The 13758-nt window shown below is 58.4% G+C and carries 13 protein-coding genes; 8 read left to right on the top strand and 5 right to left on the bottom strand.

Annotated features, from left to right (window positions below; all coding sequences use genetic code 11):
- Nucleotides 1-6: 6 nt before the first annotated feature.
- Together treY and treZ are read right to left on the bottom strand one after the other, a co-directional pair.
- Nucleotides 7-2475, bottom strand: a complete 2469-nt coding sequence (gene treY, locus IM294_RS02375; protein WP_193360296.1) for a malto-oligosyltrehalose synthase — start codon at nt 2473-2475, stop codon at nt 7-9.
- Nucleotides 2472-4259: a malto-oligosyltrehalose trehalohydrolase gene (gene treZ / locus IM294_RS02380; protein ID WP_126818083.1), complete on the bottom strand. Its 1788-nt coding sequence runs from the start codon at nt 4257-4259 to the stop codon at nt 2472-2474. The genes treY and treZ overlap by 4 nt, the downstream gene beginning before the upstream one ends.
- A gap of 132 nt (nt 4260-4391) precedes the next feature.
- Between treZ and IM294_RS02385 the strand changes: the two genes are divergently transcribed.
- The 4 genes from IM294_RS02385 to IM294_RS02400 all read left to right on the top strand — a co-directional run bounded on the left by IM294_RS02385 (nt 4392) and on the right by IM294_RS02400 (nt 7793).
- Entirely contained in the window at nt 4392-4919 is a 528-nt protein-coding gene (locus IM294_RS02385; RefSeq protein WP_041909946.1) for an N-acetyltransferase, read from the top strand.
- A gap of 86 nt (nt 4920-5005) precedes the next feature.
- Complete coding sequence (locus IM294_RS02390) at nt 5006-5749, top strand: 5'-nucleotidase, lipoprotein e(P4) family (RefSeq protein ID WP_227015492.1); 744 nt, start codon at nt 5006-5008, stop codon at nt 5747-5749.
- 141 nt (nt 5750-5890) lie between these two features.
- Entirely contained in the window at nt 5891-6877 is a 987-nt protein-coding gene (locus IM294_RS02395; RefSeq protein WP_126818085.1) for an MBL fold metallo-hydrolase, read from the top strand.
- A gap of 4 nt (nt 6878-6881) precedes the next feature.
- Nucleotides 6882-7793, top strand: a complete 912-nt coding sequence (locus IM294_RS02400; RefSeq protein WP_126818086.1) for a LysR family transcriptional regulator — start codon at nt 6882-6884, stop codon at nt 7791-7793.
- Here IM294_RS02400 and IM294_RS02405 read toward each other — a convergent pair.
- Nucleotides 7784-8668, bottom strand: coding sequence for a LysR substrate-binding domain-containing protein (locus tag IM294_RS02405; RefSeq protein WP_028013191.1), 885 nt, complete (start codon nt 8666-8668; stop codon nt 7784-7786). The two genes, IM294_RS02400 and IM294_RS02405, sit on opposite strands and share 10 nt — an antisense overlap.
- Before the next feature lie 113 nt (nt 8669-8781).
- Between IM294_RS02405 and IM294_RS02410 the strand changes: the two genes are divergently transcribed.
- The 4 genes from IM294_RS02410 (at nt 8782) to IM294_RS02425 (ending at nt 12305) form a co-directional block, all read left to right on the top strand.
- Nucleotides 8782-10269 (top strand): UbiD family decarboxylase, encoded by a 1488-nt coding sequence (locus IM294_RS02410; protein ID WP_126818087.1) that lies wholly within the window; start codon nt 8782-8784, stop codon nt 10267-10269.
- A gap of 21 nt (nt 10270-10290) precedes the next feature.
- On the top strand, nt 10291-10623 hold the full coding sequence (locus IM294_RS22205) for a hypothetical protein (RefSeq protein ID WP_185860348.1): 333 nt from the start codon (nt 10291-10293) through the stop codon (nt 10621-10623).
- Between the two features lie 94 nt (nt 10624-10717).
- Nucleotides 10718-11005: a VF530 family DNA-binding protein gene (locus IM294_RS02420; protein ID WP_041909918.1), complete on the top strand. Its 288-nt coding sequence runs from the start codon at nt 10718-10720 to the stop codon at nt 11003-11005.
- Nucleotides 11006-11012: 7 nt separating this feature from the next.
- Complete coding sequence (locus IM294_RS02425) at nt 11013-12305, top strand: glycoside hydrolase family 10 protein (RefSeq protein WP_028013206.1); 1293 nt, start codon at nt 11013-11015, stop codon at nt 12303-12305.
- A 40-nt stretch (nt 12306-12345) separates the two neighbouring features.
- Here IM294_RS02425 and dsbG read toward each other — a convergent pair whose 3' ends face one another.
- Together dsbG and IM294_RS02435 are read right to left on the bottom strand one after the other, a co-directional pair.
- Nucleotides 12346-13104: a thiol:disulfide interchange protein DsbG gene (gene dsbG, locus IM294_RS02430; RefSeq protein ID WP_047365124.1), complete on the bottom strand. Its 759-nt coding sequence runs from the start codon at nt 13102-13104 to the stop codon at nt 12346-12348.
- Nucleotides 13105-13145: 41 nt separating this feature from the next.
- The gene (locus IM294_RS02435) at nt 13146-13757 is read right to left on the bottom strand and encodes a DsbA family protein (protein ID WP_126818088.1); all 612 of its coding nucleotides are present in this window, start codon (nt 13755-13757) and stop codon (nt 13146-13148) included.
- Nucleotide 13758 lies beyond the last annotated feature (1 nt).

Here is a 13758-nt window from a genome sequence, read left to right on the forward strand (position 1 = left end):
CCACGATTATTCGCAGGTAAGCAGAACCAGTACACATCCCTTTTCTGACGTTAAATCCAGCGTCTCTTGCAGAATGCGGCTTTCACCGCTGAACAGATCCCGATAGCGCTTCCCGGCCAGTTCGTCGGGTATCGCTACCGTGGTATTGACCCACAGCTGATGATTATCGGTGATGCCAAAAACCAGACGCGGCACGGCAACGATCAGCGCCTCCTCGTCTTTAACGCGCGCATAGACAATCAGGTTCTCCTCGCGCTCGCCGGAAACCTTGAGCGGCAGCCAGTCGCCGTAGCGGAAAAGCGCGTCGTAATGCGGTCGAAGCCGCAGCAGCGTGGCGGTGACAAACTGCTTTACCCTGCCGTCCCGCCAGCACGCCGGGTGTTCAAACACTGAAGCATCCGCCGCGCTGAGGTTTTGCACCAGCGCGTTGAAGTCCGGCTCCCGCCGGTTATCCGGGTCGACGAGGCTAAAGTTGAGCGCCTCGCTGCCCTGATAGATATCCGGCACGCCGGGCGCCGTCAGCTTGATGACCGTCTGGCTGAGGCTGTTCATCAGCCCGGCGCGGATAAAGGGCTGCATCGCCTCGCTGAAATCGTGCAGGAACGGGGCGTTATCCGGGGAAAGCAGATGCCGCGCATAGCTCAGCACCACGCTCTCATAGCTCTCGTTGCTGTCGATCCAGTCGGTGCGCTGCTTCGCCTCGCGAAGCGCTTTCTCAAGGAAGCCGAGGAAACGCGTCTCCAGCGATGCAAGCCCTTCGGCATCGTCAGGCGACAGCGTGGCGGGCCAGACGCCCGCCAGCGCCTGATAGATCATCCAGGTATCGGCGGCGTTCGGCGCGGTGCCGTCGTTGAGAAAACGCACCTGGGTCTGGTTCATCTGCCGCCAGCGGGCGAGATTTTCTCCCCAGCGTTCCGGCGCCTCCGTCAGGGTGTAGAGCCGCGCCCGGGCGTCTTCTCCGCGCTTGGTATCGTGCGTAGAGGTGCCCAGCAGCGCGTCGGGCTGACGGGCGAGACGAATGCGCATCTCCTGGTGAAAGCGGGATAACGAGAACGCGCGCGGCGTCGGGTCAGCGCCCACTTCATTGAGCGCAAGCTCAAGGTTCAGACGGAAAAACAGCGTATCTTCCACCGACTTCGCCATCAGCGGCCCGGTCAGCTGCTGGAAGCGGGTTCTGAAAAGCGCGGCGCAGTCGCGGCAATCTTCCGGCAGATCGCCGGTAAGAATGCGCACAATCAGGCTCAGGGCCGCTTCGGACGTATTTACGCCGGCGACCACGCGGCTAAGCAGCGCCACGTCAGGCGGGGTTAATCCCTCGCGAGTGCCGTAGGTGCGGTACACCGGAAAGGCGATAAGCAGCTCGCGCAGCGCGTGGCGGATCTCCTCGCGCAGCAGCGCAACGTCATTGCGGCGGGCCAGATCGTCCGCAAGGTTTAGCAGCGTGGTGAACTCGCCCTCAAAATTACGATCGGTCATCAGACCCTTGGCATCGCGCAGTTCGGCGTGGCGATCGACCGAGACGCCCAGCGTCTCGTCGTGGATTGTCTCCAGGTGCGAGAGGTTATCGTCGTCGACCAGCACCTCCGCCAGCGAGGCGATAAACTCGTAGCCGGTGGTGCCGGAAACCGGCCAGTCGGTGGGGAGCAGCTCTCCCTTCGCGAGAATTTTTTCGACCGTGATGTAACAGTCAGGTCCGGCTGCCTGCCGCAGCTTCTGCAAATAACCCAGCGGATCGGCCAGGCCGTCAATATGGTCAATGCGCAGGCCGTCAACCACGCCCGCGTGAACCAGCTCAAGAATGAGACGGTGCGTATCGTCGAAGACCGCCTCGTCTTCAACCCGTACGCCTACAAGACCGGTGATCTCGAAGAAGCGCCGCCACGAGAGCTGCTTCGGCGCTTCCCGCCAGGACATCAGCCGCCAGCTCTGCGCCTCATGAAGTTCGGCGATACTTTTGTCCTCGCTGTACGTGCCCGGATTAAGCGGGTACGCCGTGTCGTAATAGACCAGAGAGGCTTTATTCGTGACAGGATCACGTTTTAACGTAATGGCACCCTTCTCCAGCTCCGCCTCAAAGGTGTCGCCGAGAAACGGCAGCGTAAGCGGGCGCGACGCGTCGATATCGAAATAGCGGAAATAGCGGCTCTGCTGGCCATATTCAATCACGTCCCGCCACCAGGCGTTTTCCAGCGAGGTGGACATATGGTTCGGGACAATATCCAGAATCAGCCCCATGCCGGCCTGCCTGAGCGCCGCGGCCATGCGGTCAAACCCTTCCCGACCGCCAATCGCGGGGTCAATTTCATTCGGGTTGGTCACGTCATAGCCGTGGGTGGAACCCGTTGTAGCGGTAAACACGGGCGAGGCGTAGAGGTGGCTGATGCCGAGGTCTTTCAGATACGGCACCAGCTCGACAGCGCGGTCAAACGTCATGCCGTTGCGGAACTGAATACGGTACGTGGCGGAAGGGATCATAACGATGCGTCTCCATCAGCAAAGCGAACGACAATACTGTTCGGCGGCAAAACGTCGTTTACCTCCGGCCAGGCGAAGCGCGTCTCCCCTGCGAGCGCGGGCACGTCGACAGGCTTAGGGCCGATATTGAGCGCCAGAGAAAGCGTCCCGGACGGGAAGCGCCAGCTCACCGCCACCATGCCGGGCGCGGTCTCGATCGCCTTGCCCTCAACGATGCCGCCCTGATGCAGAAGCGGCACGATATAGCGATGGCGCAACGTCAGCAGGTGGCGGGTGAAGCGCAGCCACGTTTTCCCTTCGTCGGTAGCAATCTTATGCCAGTCGAGCTTTGAGCGAACGAAGGTGTTAACGTCGTTCGGGTCCGGGACGGCTTCATCGTGCCCGGCGTGGCCGGTAAACTCTTTCGCGCGCCCTTCCCGCACCGCTTTTGCCAGGTCGCCGTGAAAATCGGTGAAGAACAGGAACGGGTGAGTTTCACCATACTCCTCGCCCATAAACAGCAGCGGGATATGGGGAGAAAGCAGCAGCGCGGCAAGCAGCACCCGCGTTCTGTCGGCCCCCGCGAGGGTGATGAGCCGCTCCCCCTGGGCGCGATTGCCGGTCTGATCGTGGTTTTGAATGAAATCGACGAAAAACTGCGGCGGCTGGGTACGGCACTCCACCCCGCGAGATTCTCCGGTTTGCAGCGAAATCTCGCCCTGGTAGACAAACCCTTCCGCCAGCGCACGGGCGAACTTTTTCTCCGGCTCACACGCAAAATCCTGGTAGTAGGCGTGCGTTTCGCCGGTGGCAAACACGTGGGCAGCATTGTGGAAGTCATCATTCCATTCGGCGGTGAACAGCGGCGTGTTGCCCTGTTCGTCGCGCGGATGCAGGAAAATCACGTTGCGGCTGTCTTCCGTGGTCAGGTGAACGTGACGGTGCGGGATCGTCTCGCGGATCTTCGCGGCAATCTCCTCCAGAATGTGCGTCCCGGAGCTGTCTTTAATCTGGTCGATGGCATCAAAGCGCAGGCCGTCCAGACGGTACTCCGTCAGCCAGTAGAGCGGTGCGTCGGTGATGTACTGCCTCACCGGCTCGCGCTCGTAAGCGATGCCGTTGCCCCACGGCGTCATCCGCTCCGCATCAAAAAACGCGGGCGACAGCAGAGGGAGATAATTCCCCTCCGGGCCGAAGTGGTTGAGCACGATATCCAGCACCACGGAAAGCCCCAGCCCGTGCGCGGCGTCGATAAACGCGTGAAAATCCTCCGGCGTGCCGTAGGCAGCGTGCGGGGCATACAGCAGCACGCCGTCGTAACCCCAGCCGCGGGTTCCGCCAAACTGGGAAACGGGCATCACTTCAAGCTGGGTGATACCGAGCTCCGCCAGATAGGGCAGCTTGTCGATGGCCGCCCGGAAGGTGCCCTCCGGGGTAAAGGTGCCGACGTGCAGCTCGTAAATGACCGTCTCTTCCCACGGCCGCCCTGCCCAGTCCCGGTTAACCGGCTGATAGCGTCGGGGATTGATAACAACCGATGGCCCGTTAACGTCGCCCTTTTGCGCGCGCGATGCCGGGTCGGGTACCGCCATGCCGTCCTGCAGGACAAACTGATACTCTGCACCGTGCGTGACGCCAGAAACGTCTGCCTGGAACCAGCCGTGCCCCACCGCCGTCATCGGCACGTCGGTGGCGGCCAGACGTAGCGTAAGTTCTTTCTGTCCTTCTGCCCAGACGCGAAAACGTACCACGTCATCGGAAATAAACTCAGCACCCCACTGCTTTTGAAATGTCCTGAATTCCATTCATTGTCCTCGAATGACCCACATTTTACGCGGAACGAAGTACAAGCTTAGTTCAGGATCACAAGTGCGTGAGATCAGCGGATTTAACCGCGTCGTCTATTCTTTATGAAATAACTCACTATCGGGAATACTATGCAGATTCGAAAAGGATTAAATACGGACCTCGTCCGTCTTGAATGTTGTGACTTTTCTTTCACCATTAGCCACATTGCGCGAGAGCCCTTTATCCATTGTGATTTGCATATTGAAGCCGTCGCCGAGCCCTGGATAAAAACCTACGAACTCGACATCCAAACCCTTGAAAACCATTGCGTTAATCCGGACGCCATATTTCTTGTTGCGGAAACCGATGACGGTGAATTAGCCGGATTTATTACCGCGTCAATCGGCTGGAATAAATTTATTTCAGTGGATTATATTGCCGTTGATCGCACCAGACGCAGAACCGGCGCCGCGCAAAAATTAATGGCTGCCGCGCACGTGTGGGCCCGCAGCGTAAACGCGCCGGGATTACGGCTTGAAACACAAAATGTGAACGTCTCTGCCTGTCTGTTTTACCGTAACTACGGGTTCACCCTGGGCGGGTACGATCGGTATCTCTACAACGCCTTACCGGAAAAAGACGAGGTCGCCCTGTTCTGGTATTACATGCTGGTGTAGCGCCGCTGCCTTCATATTTCTGTCATTGAACTTCATTACGCTTTCGGGATTTTAACCACGGTGTTGAGGAAAGAAGTGTGAATTCAATGGCTAAGGCATTACTGCTGGCATTACCCGTTTTGAGTGCAGCGGCGACGGCCGCTGAGCGCGAGCTGTGTGAACCCAAAGCGTACGAAATGGCGCTGCGCTATCAGCAGAAATCGGCAGAGATTCTGGCCCTTCAGCTGCAGACGTATCGGTTTGCCACCGAGCGTTTCAACGAAAAATTAAAAGATCTGAAAACACCTGAAAATTACGCCGTGGTGATGGACCTGGATGAAACGGTGCTGGATAACACCCCTCTGCTGGTGCGCGACATGGCGCAGTGTCACGACTATACGAAATGGGATACCTGGAGCGACTGGGAAAAACAGGGAAAACCCGGCTTAATCCCGGGAGCGAAGGCGTTTCTTGACCATGTGAACCAAAGCAAGGTCCGCATCTATTATGTTTCGGACCGTATGCAGGCAAACAAAGCCGACACGCTGAAGACGTTAAACGCTCTCGGCCTGCCGCAGGTATCTGACGAAAGCGTGCTGCTGGATACGGTCAGCAAGGAAGAGCGCCGTCAGAGCATCCTCAAAAAGCAGCAGATCGTGATGCTGTTCGGCGACAGCCTGCCGGATTTCGCCGTGCAGTTTAAAAACAAAAAGCCGAGCGAGCAGCAGCGTGAGCTGGTTGAAGCCAGCGCGGAACACTTCGGCAACGACTGGATTGTACTCCCAAATGCCGCTTATGGTGCCTGGTCCAGGGCCACGCTGGATAGCTGGAACGCACCACTGAAAAAATAACGCTTTACGGGCCGGGAAAGGCTTCACCACCACCCGGCTGTTGCGCTGTGCTATTTATCTCGTTTATAGGTCCTATCATTTCTGAGCAGGTTCTTATAATTTTACGGAGCAGTAAGATGAGCACTTTCAAAGGAGACTCGTATGCTTACCGTGAAAAAACTTGCTCTTTCCACGCTGATTTCCAGTTCATTGCTGTTCTATCCTGCGCTGCAGGCCTCGGCAGAAACGCCGCAGCACGTCGTTAAACAACCGGCGGGCGGTTACAGCGTGCAGGTCGGTGACGTTCTGGTAACGTCGTTTACGGACGGGACCGTTGCGCAGGATCTGCACAAACTGCTGCGCCGGACAACGCCGCAAAACATTGATGCACTGCTCGCGAAAAACTTTCAGACCAACCCGGCGGAAGTGTCCATCAACGCCTTCCTGATTGCGATGCCCGGACACAAAATCCTGGTGGATACCGGTTCCGGCCAGCTCTTTGGCCCCGGCAACGGCGGACGTCTGATTGAGAGCCTCGCCACCCAGGGAATCAAACCCGAGGACATTACTGAAGTCTTGCTGACCCACGCCCACTCCGACCACGCGGGTGGCCTGGTGAAAGACGGCAAGGTGGTGTTCAGCAACGCGCGCGTTTTCGTTGGCAAACCGGACATCGACTTTTTCTTTAACGACGACAATCAGAAGAAAACCGGCTACGGCAAGAACTACTTCGATGTCGCACAGAAGACCTTAAAACCCTATCTTGACGCGGGTAAAGTGGTGCCGTTTAGCGGCACATCGGAGATTCTTCCGGGGCTGACCGGCACGGTTCATCCCGGACATACGCCGGGATCGGCCTTCTACACGCTGACAAGTAAAGGCGAGAAGATCACCTTTGTCGGCGACATCATTCACGCAGCGGCGGTCCAGTTCCCGCAGCCTGCGGTGACCATCACCTACGATGAAGATGAGAACAAAGCGGCAAACGTACGCGAGCATGCGTTCGCTGACTTTGTGAAAAATAAAGACCTTATTGCCGCGCCCCATCTGCCTTTCCCGGGCATCGGCTATGTGACGAAAGGTGAGAAAGGCGGCTATGCCTGGGTCCCTGTCACCTATACCAACCGGGACGCCAGCGGCGCGAAGTAGAGTGATGTCGCGTATATCTGACATGGACATCGACCTGCTCCTGGCGCTGGACGCCCTGCTTCAGGACAGGAACATCACTCATGCGGCCACGCGGCTGGGCATCAGCCAGCCCGCGCTGTCCGCCCGCCTGGCGCGTCTGCGCAAGCTCTTTGGCGAGCCGCTGTTTATTCCCTCCCCACACGGACGTGGGGTGTTACCCACACCGAGAGCGGAGGCGTTGAGGCCACAAGTTGAAAGCGTGCTACGCGGCATCCGCGCGATGTTCGCCCCCACCACGTTTGAGGCGCACACCAGCAGCCGGACATTTGTTATCGCGCTACATGAAAACCCGGCGCTGATGCTCGGCACCGCGCTGCTTAACCAGGTGAGTACCGATGCCCCCGGCATCCGCCTGCGCTTCGCCCTGCCGGAGATGGTAGACCTGCCGCAGCAGCTGGAAAACGGTGATGTGGATATCTACATCGGCGTTAGCGCGGGCGCCCATGACGGATGGGTGAGGCGCAAACTTCTCGAAGACGCGTTTGCCACCGCCCAGCGCAAAGCTCATCCGCGTGGAACAGGTCCGTTAGATTTGGAAAGTTACTGCGCGCTTTCCCATCTGGTGGTGTCGTCGGCGGGAGATCCCTTTACCGGATTTGTCGACCAAACCCTCGCCGGGCTGGGCTATCAGCGACACGTTGCCATGTCCACCCAGAGCTACGCTATGGCGCCTGCGCTGGTTGCCGGTACCGACCTGGTATGTACCCTGCCGGAACGGATGCTGAAGCAGTTTGCCAGCACGCTGGATATTTTCCCACCTCCGCTGCCGCTCCAGCCCATTACCATCAACATGTACTGGCACCCGAAAAACAGCCAGGATCCGGCGAACGCCTGGCTGCGCGGGCAGTTGCTGCGGGCCGCCGGACGTCAGGTGTGATCGAGCGTGACCAGAAACTTTTTAAGCACTTCTGAACGAATAATCCGGTGGCAAACCAGGGTGAGTTCGCTCTCCCGCAGCCGGTCGAGGATGTCCACGTAGACGACATTCTCAACGCTCACTGCCTTTGCCGACGCGGGCAGCAGCGCCAGCCCAAATCCGGCCGCAACAAGGCTTATCACCGTGGGCACGTCGGTCGCGTTTTGCACCACGTCCGGCTGAAAGCCCGCCCCGCTGCAGGCGTCATAGAAGTACTGCTCCAGCCCCATTCCCTCCGGATCGCGCAGCGAGATCCATTTTTCGTCTCTCACCGACGAAAGCGTCAGCGCGGACGATCCGGCGAGCGGATGCTGACGAGAGAGCGCCAGCACCGTTTTCTCCGAGGTGAACGGCCGGCTTTGCAGATCGTCAGGCAGCGACGGCAGCGGCGCGCGGATGATGGCCACGTCCAGCTGGTTGCTCTGCACGGCGGCGTAGAGCGTCTGCACATTTCCCGTCATCAGGGACATGGTAATGGCCGGCCAGCGGCTGTGCATCTGGCGCAGCGCGGCGGGTAGCCTGCCGTCAAACATCGCACTCGACACGCACCCCAGGTTTAACTCCCCCTGCTCGCCCCGTGCCGTTTGTCTGGCATCCAGCACCGCCTGCTCGGTCAACGAGATGGCAAGCCGGGCTTTGACCAGAAACGCTTCGCCCGCGGGCGTCAGGGTTAAGCGGCGGTTCGCCCGGCTGAAAAGCGTGACGCCTAAACGTTCTTCCAGCGCCTTTATCTGCTGGCTCAGCGCCGGTTGGGCGATGTTCAGTCGCTCGGCGGCCCGGTGCATGTGGAGCTCTTCGGCTACGACAATGAAGTGGCGCATCTGACGAAACTGCACGAGACGTCTCCCTTTATTGATATAAATTTACTTATCAATTTAACAGAAATGATGAAATTGATGCTATTGGTCTTTGCCATAAAAATGGAGGTATTCAACCGAGGGAGGAAAATATGGAAAACCAAGTCAACGATCTCCGCAGCGCCATCGCCTTACTGCAGCGCCACAAAGGCCAGTATATTGAAACCGATCATCCGGTCGATCCCAACGCGGAACTGGCGGGCGTCTATCGCCATATCGGCGCAGGCGGCACGGTAAAACGTCCGACCCGCACGGGTCCGGCCATGATGTTCAACAGCGTTAAGGGCTATCCGGGCTCCCGCATTCTGGTAGGCATGCACGCCAGCCGCGAGCGCGCGGCGCTGCTGTTAGGCTGCGAACCGTCTGAACTGGCAAAACACGTTGGCCATGCGGTGAAAAAGCCGGTCGCACCTGTTGTCGTTCCGGCCTCGCAGGCCCCCTGCCAGGAACAGGTCTTCTACGCTGACGATCCTGACTTCGATCTTCGCAAATTGCTTCCGGCACCGACCAATACGCCAATTGATGCCGGTCCGTTTTTCTGCCTGGGGCTGGTGCTGGCAAGCGATCCGGAAGACAGTTCGCTGACGGATGTCACCATTCACCGCCTCTGCGTGCAGGAGCGCGACGAGCTTTCCATGTTCCTTGCCGCCGGGCGACATATCGAAGTCTTCCGTAAAAAAGCGGAGGATGCCGGAAAACCGCTGCCGGTGACGATCAACATGGGTCTCGACCCCGCCATCTATATCGGCGCATGCTTTGAGGCCCCTACCACGCCGTTTGGCTACAACGAGCTGGGCGTCGCCGGGGCGCTGCGCCAGCAGCCGGTCGAGCTGGTGCAGGGCGTGGCGGTCAAAGAGAAAGCCATCGCACGGGCGGAAATCATCATAGAAGGAGAACTGCTTCCGGGCGTGCGCGTAAGAGAGGATCAGCATACCAACACTGGCCACGCGATGCCGGAGTTCCCGGGCTACTGCGGTGAGGCGAATCCCTCCCTGCCGGTGATCAAAGTGAAAGCCGTGACCATGCGCAACCACGCGATCCTGCAGACGCTGGTGGGACCGGGGGAAGAACATACCACGCTGGCCGGACTGCCGACCGAGGCCAGCATCCGTAATGCCGTTGAAGAGGCAATTCCGGGCTTCCTGCAAAACGTCTATGCCCATACCGCGGGCGGCGGTAAGTTCCTCGGCATATTGCAGGTGAAAAAACGCCAGCCGTCAGACGAAGGACGCCAGGGCCAGGCGGCGCTAATCGCCTTAGCCACCTATTCGGAGCTGAAAAACATTATTCTTGTCGACGAAGATGTGGATATTTTCGACAGCGACGACATCCTGTGGGCGATGACGACGCGCATGCAGGGCGATGTGAGCATCACCAATATTCCGGGGATCCGCGGCCACCAGCTGGATCCGTCCCAGTCGCCGGATTACAGCACCTCGATTCGCGGCAACGGCATTTCCTGCAAGACGATCTTCGACTGCACGGTGCCGTGGGCGCTGAAGGACCGCTTCGAGCGCGCGCCGTTTATGGAGGTGGATCCGCGTCCGTGGGCGCCGGAGCTGTTTGCCGATAAGAAATAAAATCACGCGCGTATGGCCCGTATGTCATACGCGTATTTTCTTTTCAAGCGTGGCGATATTTTTACCCGCCACGCGTTCAACAGTGAAACGATCGACGCTCAGCAATATGAGCATCAGCCCCCTGCCGCTCTCCCGTGCAGCGAATGCCGCCTGACCTGGCGTATCACGCAGCGCGACAAGGTGCTGGCTAAAGGCACGACGACGATGACGATCGCAGCAGACTCGGGAACGATGGTCAAAACGCTGACGGCTACGCCCGTGGGCCAGGACGACGTGTCGATTCGGTTTACGATTGAAAACAGCGCGGGAAAAATTGTCGGTGAAAATCAGCGCACGGAGTCCGTCATAAAGTGAGCGAGGGGAAAAGGAAAATTGCCGCTTCCCCTGCTTTCTTGTAACCTTTCAGCGTTTAACCCAATCCCCAAAAAATCGAGACATCCGGACGCCTATGACTGCACACATTTCCAAAGATCCTTTACATGGCGTAACGCTGGAGATGATGGTCAACGCCCTGGTGGCGAAGTATGGCTGGAGCGAATTGGGCGACCGCATCAAAATTAACTGTTTCAGAAAAGATCCCAGCGTTAAATCGAGCCTGAAATTCCTGCGCCGCACCCCGTGGGCGCGCGCGGAAGTTGAAGCCCTGTATCTGGATTCCCTCAACGATGAGGAAAGCGCAGAACAGGCGGCGCCCGCCTTTAATCCCTGGGCTAACAGTCGGATTATCAAGAGCTAATACGCAAATGACGCGACACGTAAAACGGATCGGTGCGCTGGCTGCCTGCGCGCTTTTACTTGTAAGCTGCTCCTCAAAACCACCTAAATCACTGGTTACCCCTCTTCCCACCGCCAGCAAACCAACGCAGCAGGCAAACGAGCCGATGCGCGGGGTCTGGCTGGCGACCGTCTCTCGTCTCGACTGGCCGCCGGTGGCCTCGGTGAATGGCCGCAGCGCCGACCAGCGCATCACCATGCAAAAGCAGGCGCTGATCGGCAAGCTCGACAACCTTAAGCGCCTCGGGATTAACACCGTATTTTTCCAGGTGAAGCCGGACAGCACCGCGCTCTGGTCATCAAAAATTCTACCGTGGTCAGATATGCTGACGGGCAACATCGGCGAATATCCGGGTTACGACCCGCTGCAATTTATGCTGGATGAAGCGCACAAGCGCGGCATGAAGGTCCATGCCTGGTTTAACCCATACCGCGTGTCGACCAACACGAAGCCATCAACCATCGCCGCCCTGAACCGGACTTCATATCTGACCCCGTCCAGCGTCTATGTTCAGCACCCGGAATGGGTACGCGTCTCCGGCGATCGTTTTGTTCTCGACCCGGGCATTCCCGAAGTGCGTGACTGGATAACCAAAGTGGTGACCGAAGTGGTGGCGAACTACCCGGTAGACGGCGTGCAGTTTGATGATTACTTTTACGCTGAATCGCCGGGATCCGCGCTCAACGACGCGCAAACCTGGCGGCAGTACGGCCAGGGATTTGCCTCAAAAGCCGACTGGCGCAGACACAATACGCAGCAGCTGATCGTGCAGGTGTCCCGTGCGATCAAGCAGACCAGGCCCAACGTGGAGTTTGGCGTCAGCCCGGCGGGCGTGTGGCGGAACCGCTCCTTTGACCCGGCGGGTTCGGACACGCGCGGCGCCGCGGCCTACGATGAATCCTACGCCGATACGCGTCAGTGGGTGCAGCAGGGCCTGCTGGACTACATTGCCCCGCAGATATACTGGCCCTTCTCCCGGGACGCCGCGCGCTACGACGTGCTGACCAAATGGTGGGCCGACGTCGTCAAGCCGACCCACACCCGCCTGTATATCGGCATTGCGTTCTACAAGGTGGGCGAACCGTCGAAGAATGAGCCGGACTGGACGGTACAGGGCGGCGTGCCGGAGCTAAAAAAACAGCTCGACCTTAACGATTCGCTACCCAACGTGAACGGCACCATCCTGTTCCGGGAAGATTACCTGAACCAGCCGCAGACCCAGCAGGCGGTGAACTACCTCAAAGGACGCTGGGGTAGCTAAGTGACTATCAGGCAGAAACACCCCGTTTCTGCCTGATTTCTTACGGCTTCGGCCCGAACATTGCCTCAAGCTGCTGCGCGTCCGGCATACCGACCACCTGCTGCAGTTCGTTTTCCGCATTCAGATAGTAAATGGCCGGCGTGGCGTTTGCGCCCAGGCTGTCCATCAGCGCCTGGTGTTTCTGCAGGATCGCTACCGTTTCGCGGGAAGCCTCGCCTTCAGGCTTGGGTAATTTTTTACCGCCGGAGAGCTCATACTCGCGCCAGGCCGAAACCGGATCTTTCGCATTCAGGATCGCAGAGGCGTTACGCCCGCTGTTGGGGTTAAGAAACGCCACCAGCAGCGTGTTGAGCTGAACCTTGCCCGCCTTCACCCACGGCTGCGCTTCAGACCAGAACTGCTTGCAGTACGGGCAGAACGGATCGGCGAAGACGAACACCTTACGCGGGGCGTTATCTGCCCCTTCCTTCAGGGGATGCGCCGCGTTGAGGTTCTTCCACATCTCGCGCCCCATCGGAGCGTAGATCTCTTTCTGGAAATAGCCTTCGCTGAGGTTTTTTCCTTTTTCATCGTACAGATAGCCCGAAATGACGTGCTTGCCGTCCGGCGTTAAAAACAGCGTCACGCCCATGTCCTGATATTGCCCCAGCCAGGCCGGTGCGCCGCCTGGGGCATCCAGTTTCTTAATGATTTTGATCTGCTGCTGCTCGCTGAACTGCTTCACCACATCCGGTATGGCATCAGCGGCCTGGGCCAGTCCTGAGGTCGCCAGCGCCGAAAGTAACAGTAATTTTTTCATTTCCCTCTCCGGTTTGTCGGGGGCATTCCGCCCCCTTCAGGTTAGCGGTTTTTCAGTGCGTCACTGACCATTTCGTCGAACTGTTCAAAAGGAACCCAGCCGGGCAGCAGCCCTTCGCCGATAAGCGTGGCGGGCGTGCCCTGAATTCCCATTTTTTCCGCGACGATCATGCTGCGTTTGATCGACACCATGCTCTCATCATCCGGCGCGCTGACGCTCACCCCCGCGCGCTTTTGCGCCTCCTGAATGCTGGCGTCATCGTGGTATCCCTTTTTGGCCATCAGGGTATGGTTAAATTTCATAAACTGCTCGGGATGCGCGCGCCAGACGGTTAACGCGTCGCGCGCGGCGGTCAGCGAACTTTCCGAGCGGAAAGGTAAATACTTAAAGACCACCGCCACATCAGGGTGTTTTTCGACGATCTTCTCCAGGTAAGGATCGAATTTCTTACAGTACGGGCAGTTATAGTCGGTAAACACCACCAGGGTAAGCTTTGGATTTTTCGCGCCGATGCGCGGGGAGTTCGGATCGTTAAACAGGAAATCAGCGATCATCTTCTGCGCACGCTGTTCCTGGTCCGGCGTCAGCGGCTGGGCTGCCATGACCTGAGCCGAGGCCAGCAGGAGCATAAGCGTAATAAGGAATTTTTTCATA

The sequence above is a fragment of the Enterobacter cloacae complex sp. P43RS genome (assembly GCF_014930585.1).
Lineage (GTDB): Bacteria > Pseudomonadota > Gammaproteobacteria > Enterobacterales > Enterobacteriaceae > Enterobacter > Enterobacter bugandensis.

Coding starts and splice junctions, on each gene's coding strand:
- IM294_RS02410 (WP_126818087.1), top strand. CDS start 8,782: ATGGAAAACCAAGTCAACGATCTCCGCAGCGCCATCGCCTTACTGCAG.
- treY (WP_193360296.1), bottom strand. CDS start 2,475: ATGATCCCTTCCGCCACGTACCGTATTCAGTTCCGCAACGGCATGACG.
- dsbG (WP_047365124.1), bottom strand. CDS start 13,104: ATGAAAAAATTACTGTTACTTTCGGCGCTGGCGACCTCAGGACTGGCC.
- IM294_RS02420 (WP_041909918.1), top strand. CDS start 10,718: ATGACTGCACACATTTCCAAAGATCCTTTACATGGCGTAACGCTGGAG.
- treZ (WP_126818083.1), bottom strand. CDS start 4,259: ATGGAATTCAGGACATTTCAAAAGCAGTGGGGTGCTGAGTTTATTTCC.
- IM294_RS02390 (WP_227015492.1), top strand. CDS start 5,006: ATGGCTAAGGCATTACTGCTGGCATTACCCGTTTTGAGTGCAGCGGCG.
- IM294_RS02395 (WP_126818085.1), top strand. CDS start 5,891: ATGCTTACCGTGAAAAAACTTGCTCTTTCCACGCTGATTTCCAGTTCA.
- IM294_RS02425 (WP_028013206.1), top strand. CDS start 11,013: ATGACGCGACACGTAAAACGGATCGGTGCGCTGGCTGCCTGCGCGCTT.
- IM294_RS02385 (WP_041909946.1), top strand. CDS start 4,392: ATGCAGATTCGAAAAGGATTAAATACGGACCTCGTCCGTCTTGAATGT.
- IM294_RS22205 (WP_185860348.1), top strand. CDS start 10,291: ATGTCATACGCGTATTTTCTTTTCAAGCGTGGCGATATTTTTACCCGC.
- IM294_RS02435 (WP_126818088.1), bottom strand. CDS start 13,757: ATGAAAAAATTCCTTATTACGCTTATGCTCCTGCTGGCCTCGGCTCAG.
- IM294_RS02400 (WP_126818086.1), top strand. CDS start 6,882: ATGTCGCGTATATCTGACATGGACATCGACCTGCTCCTGGCGCTGGAC.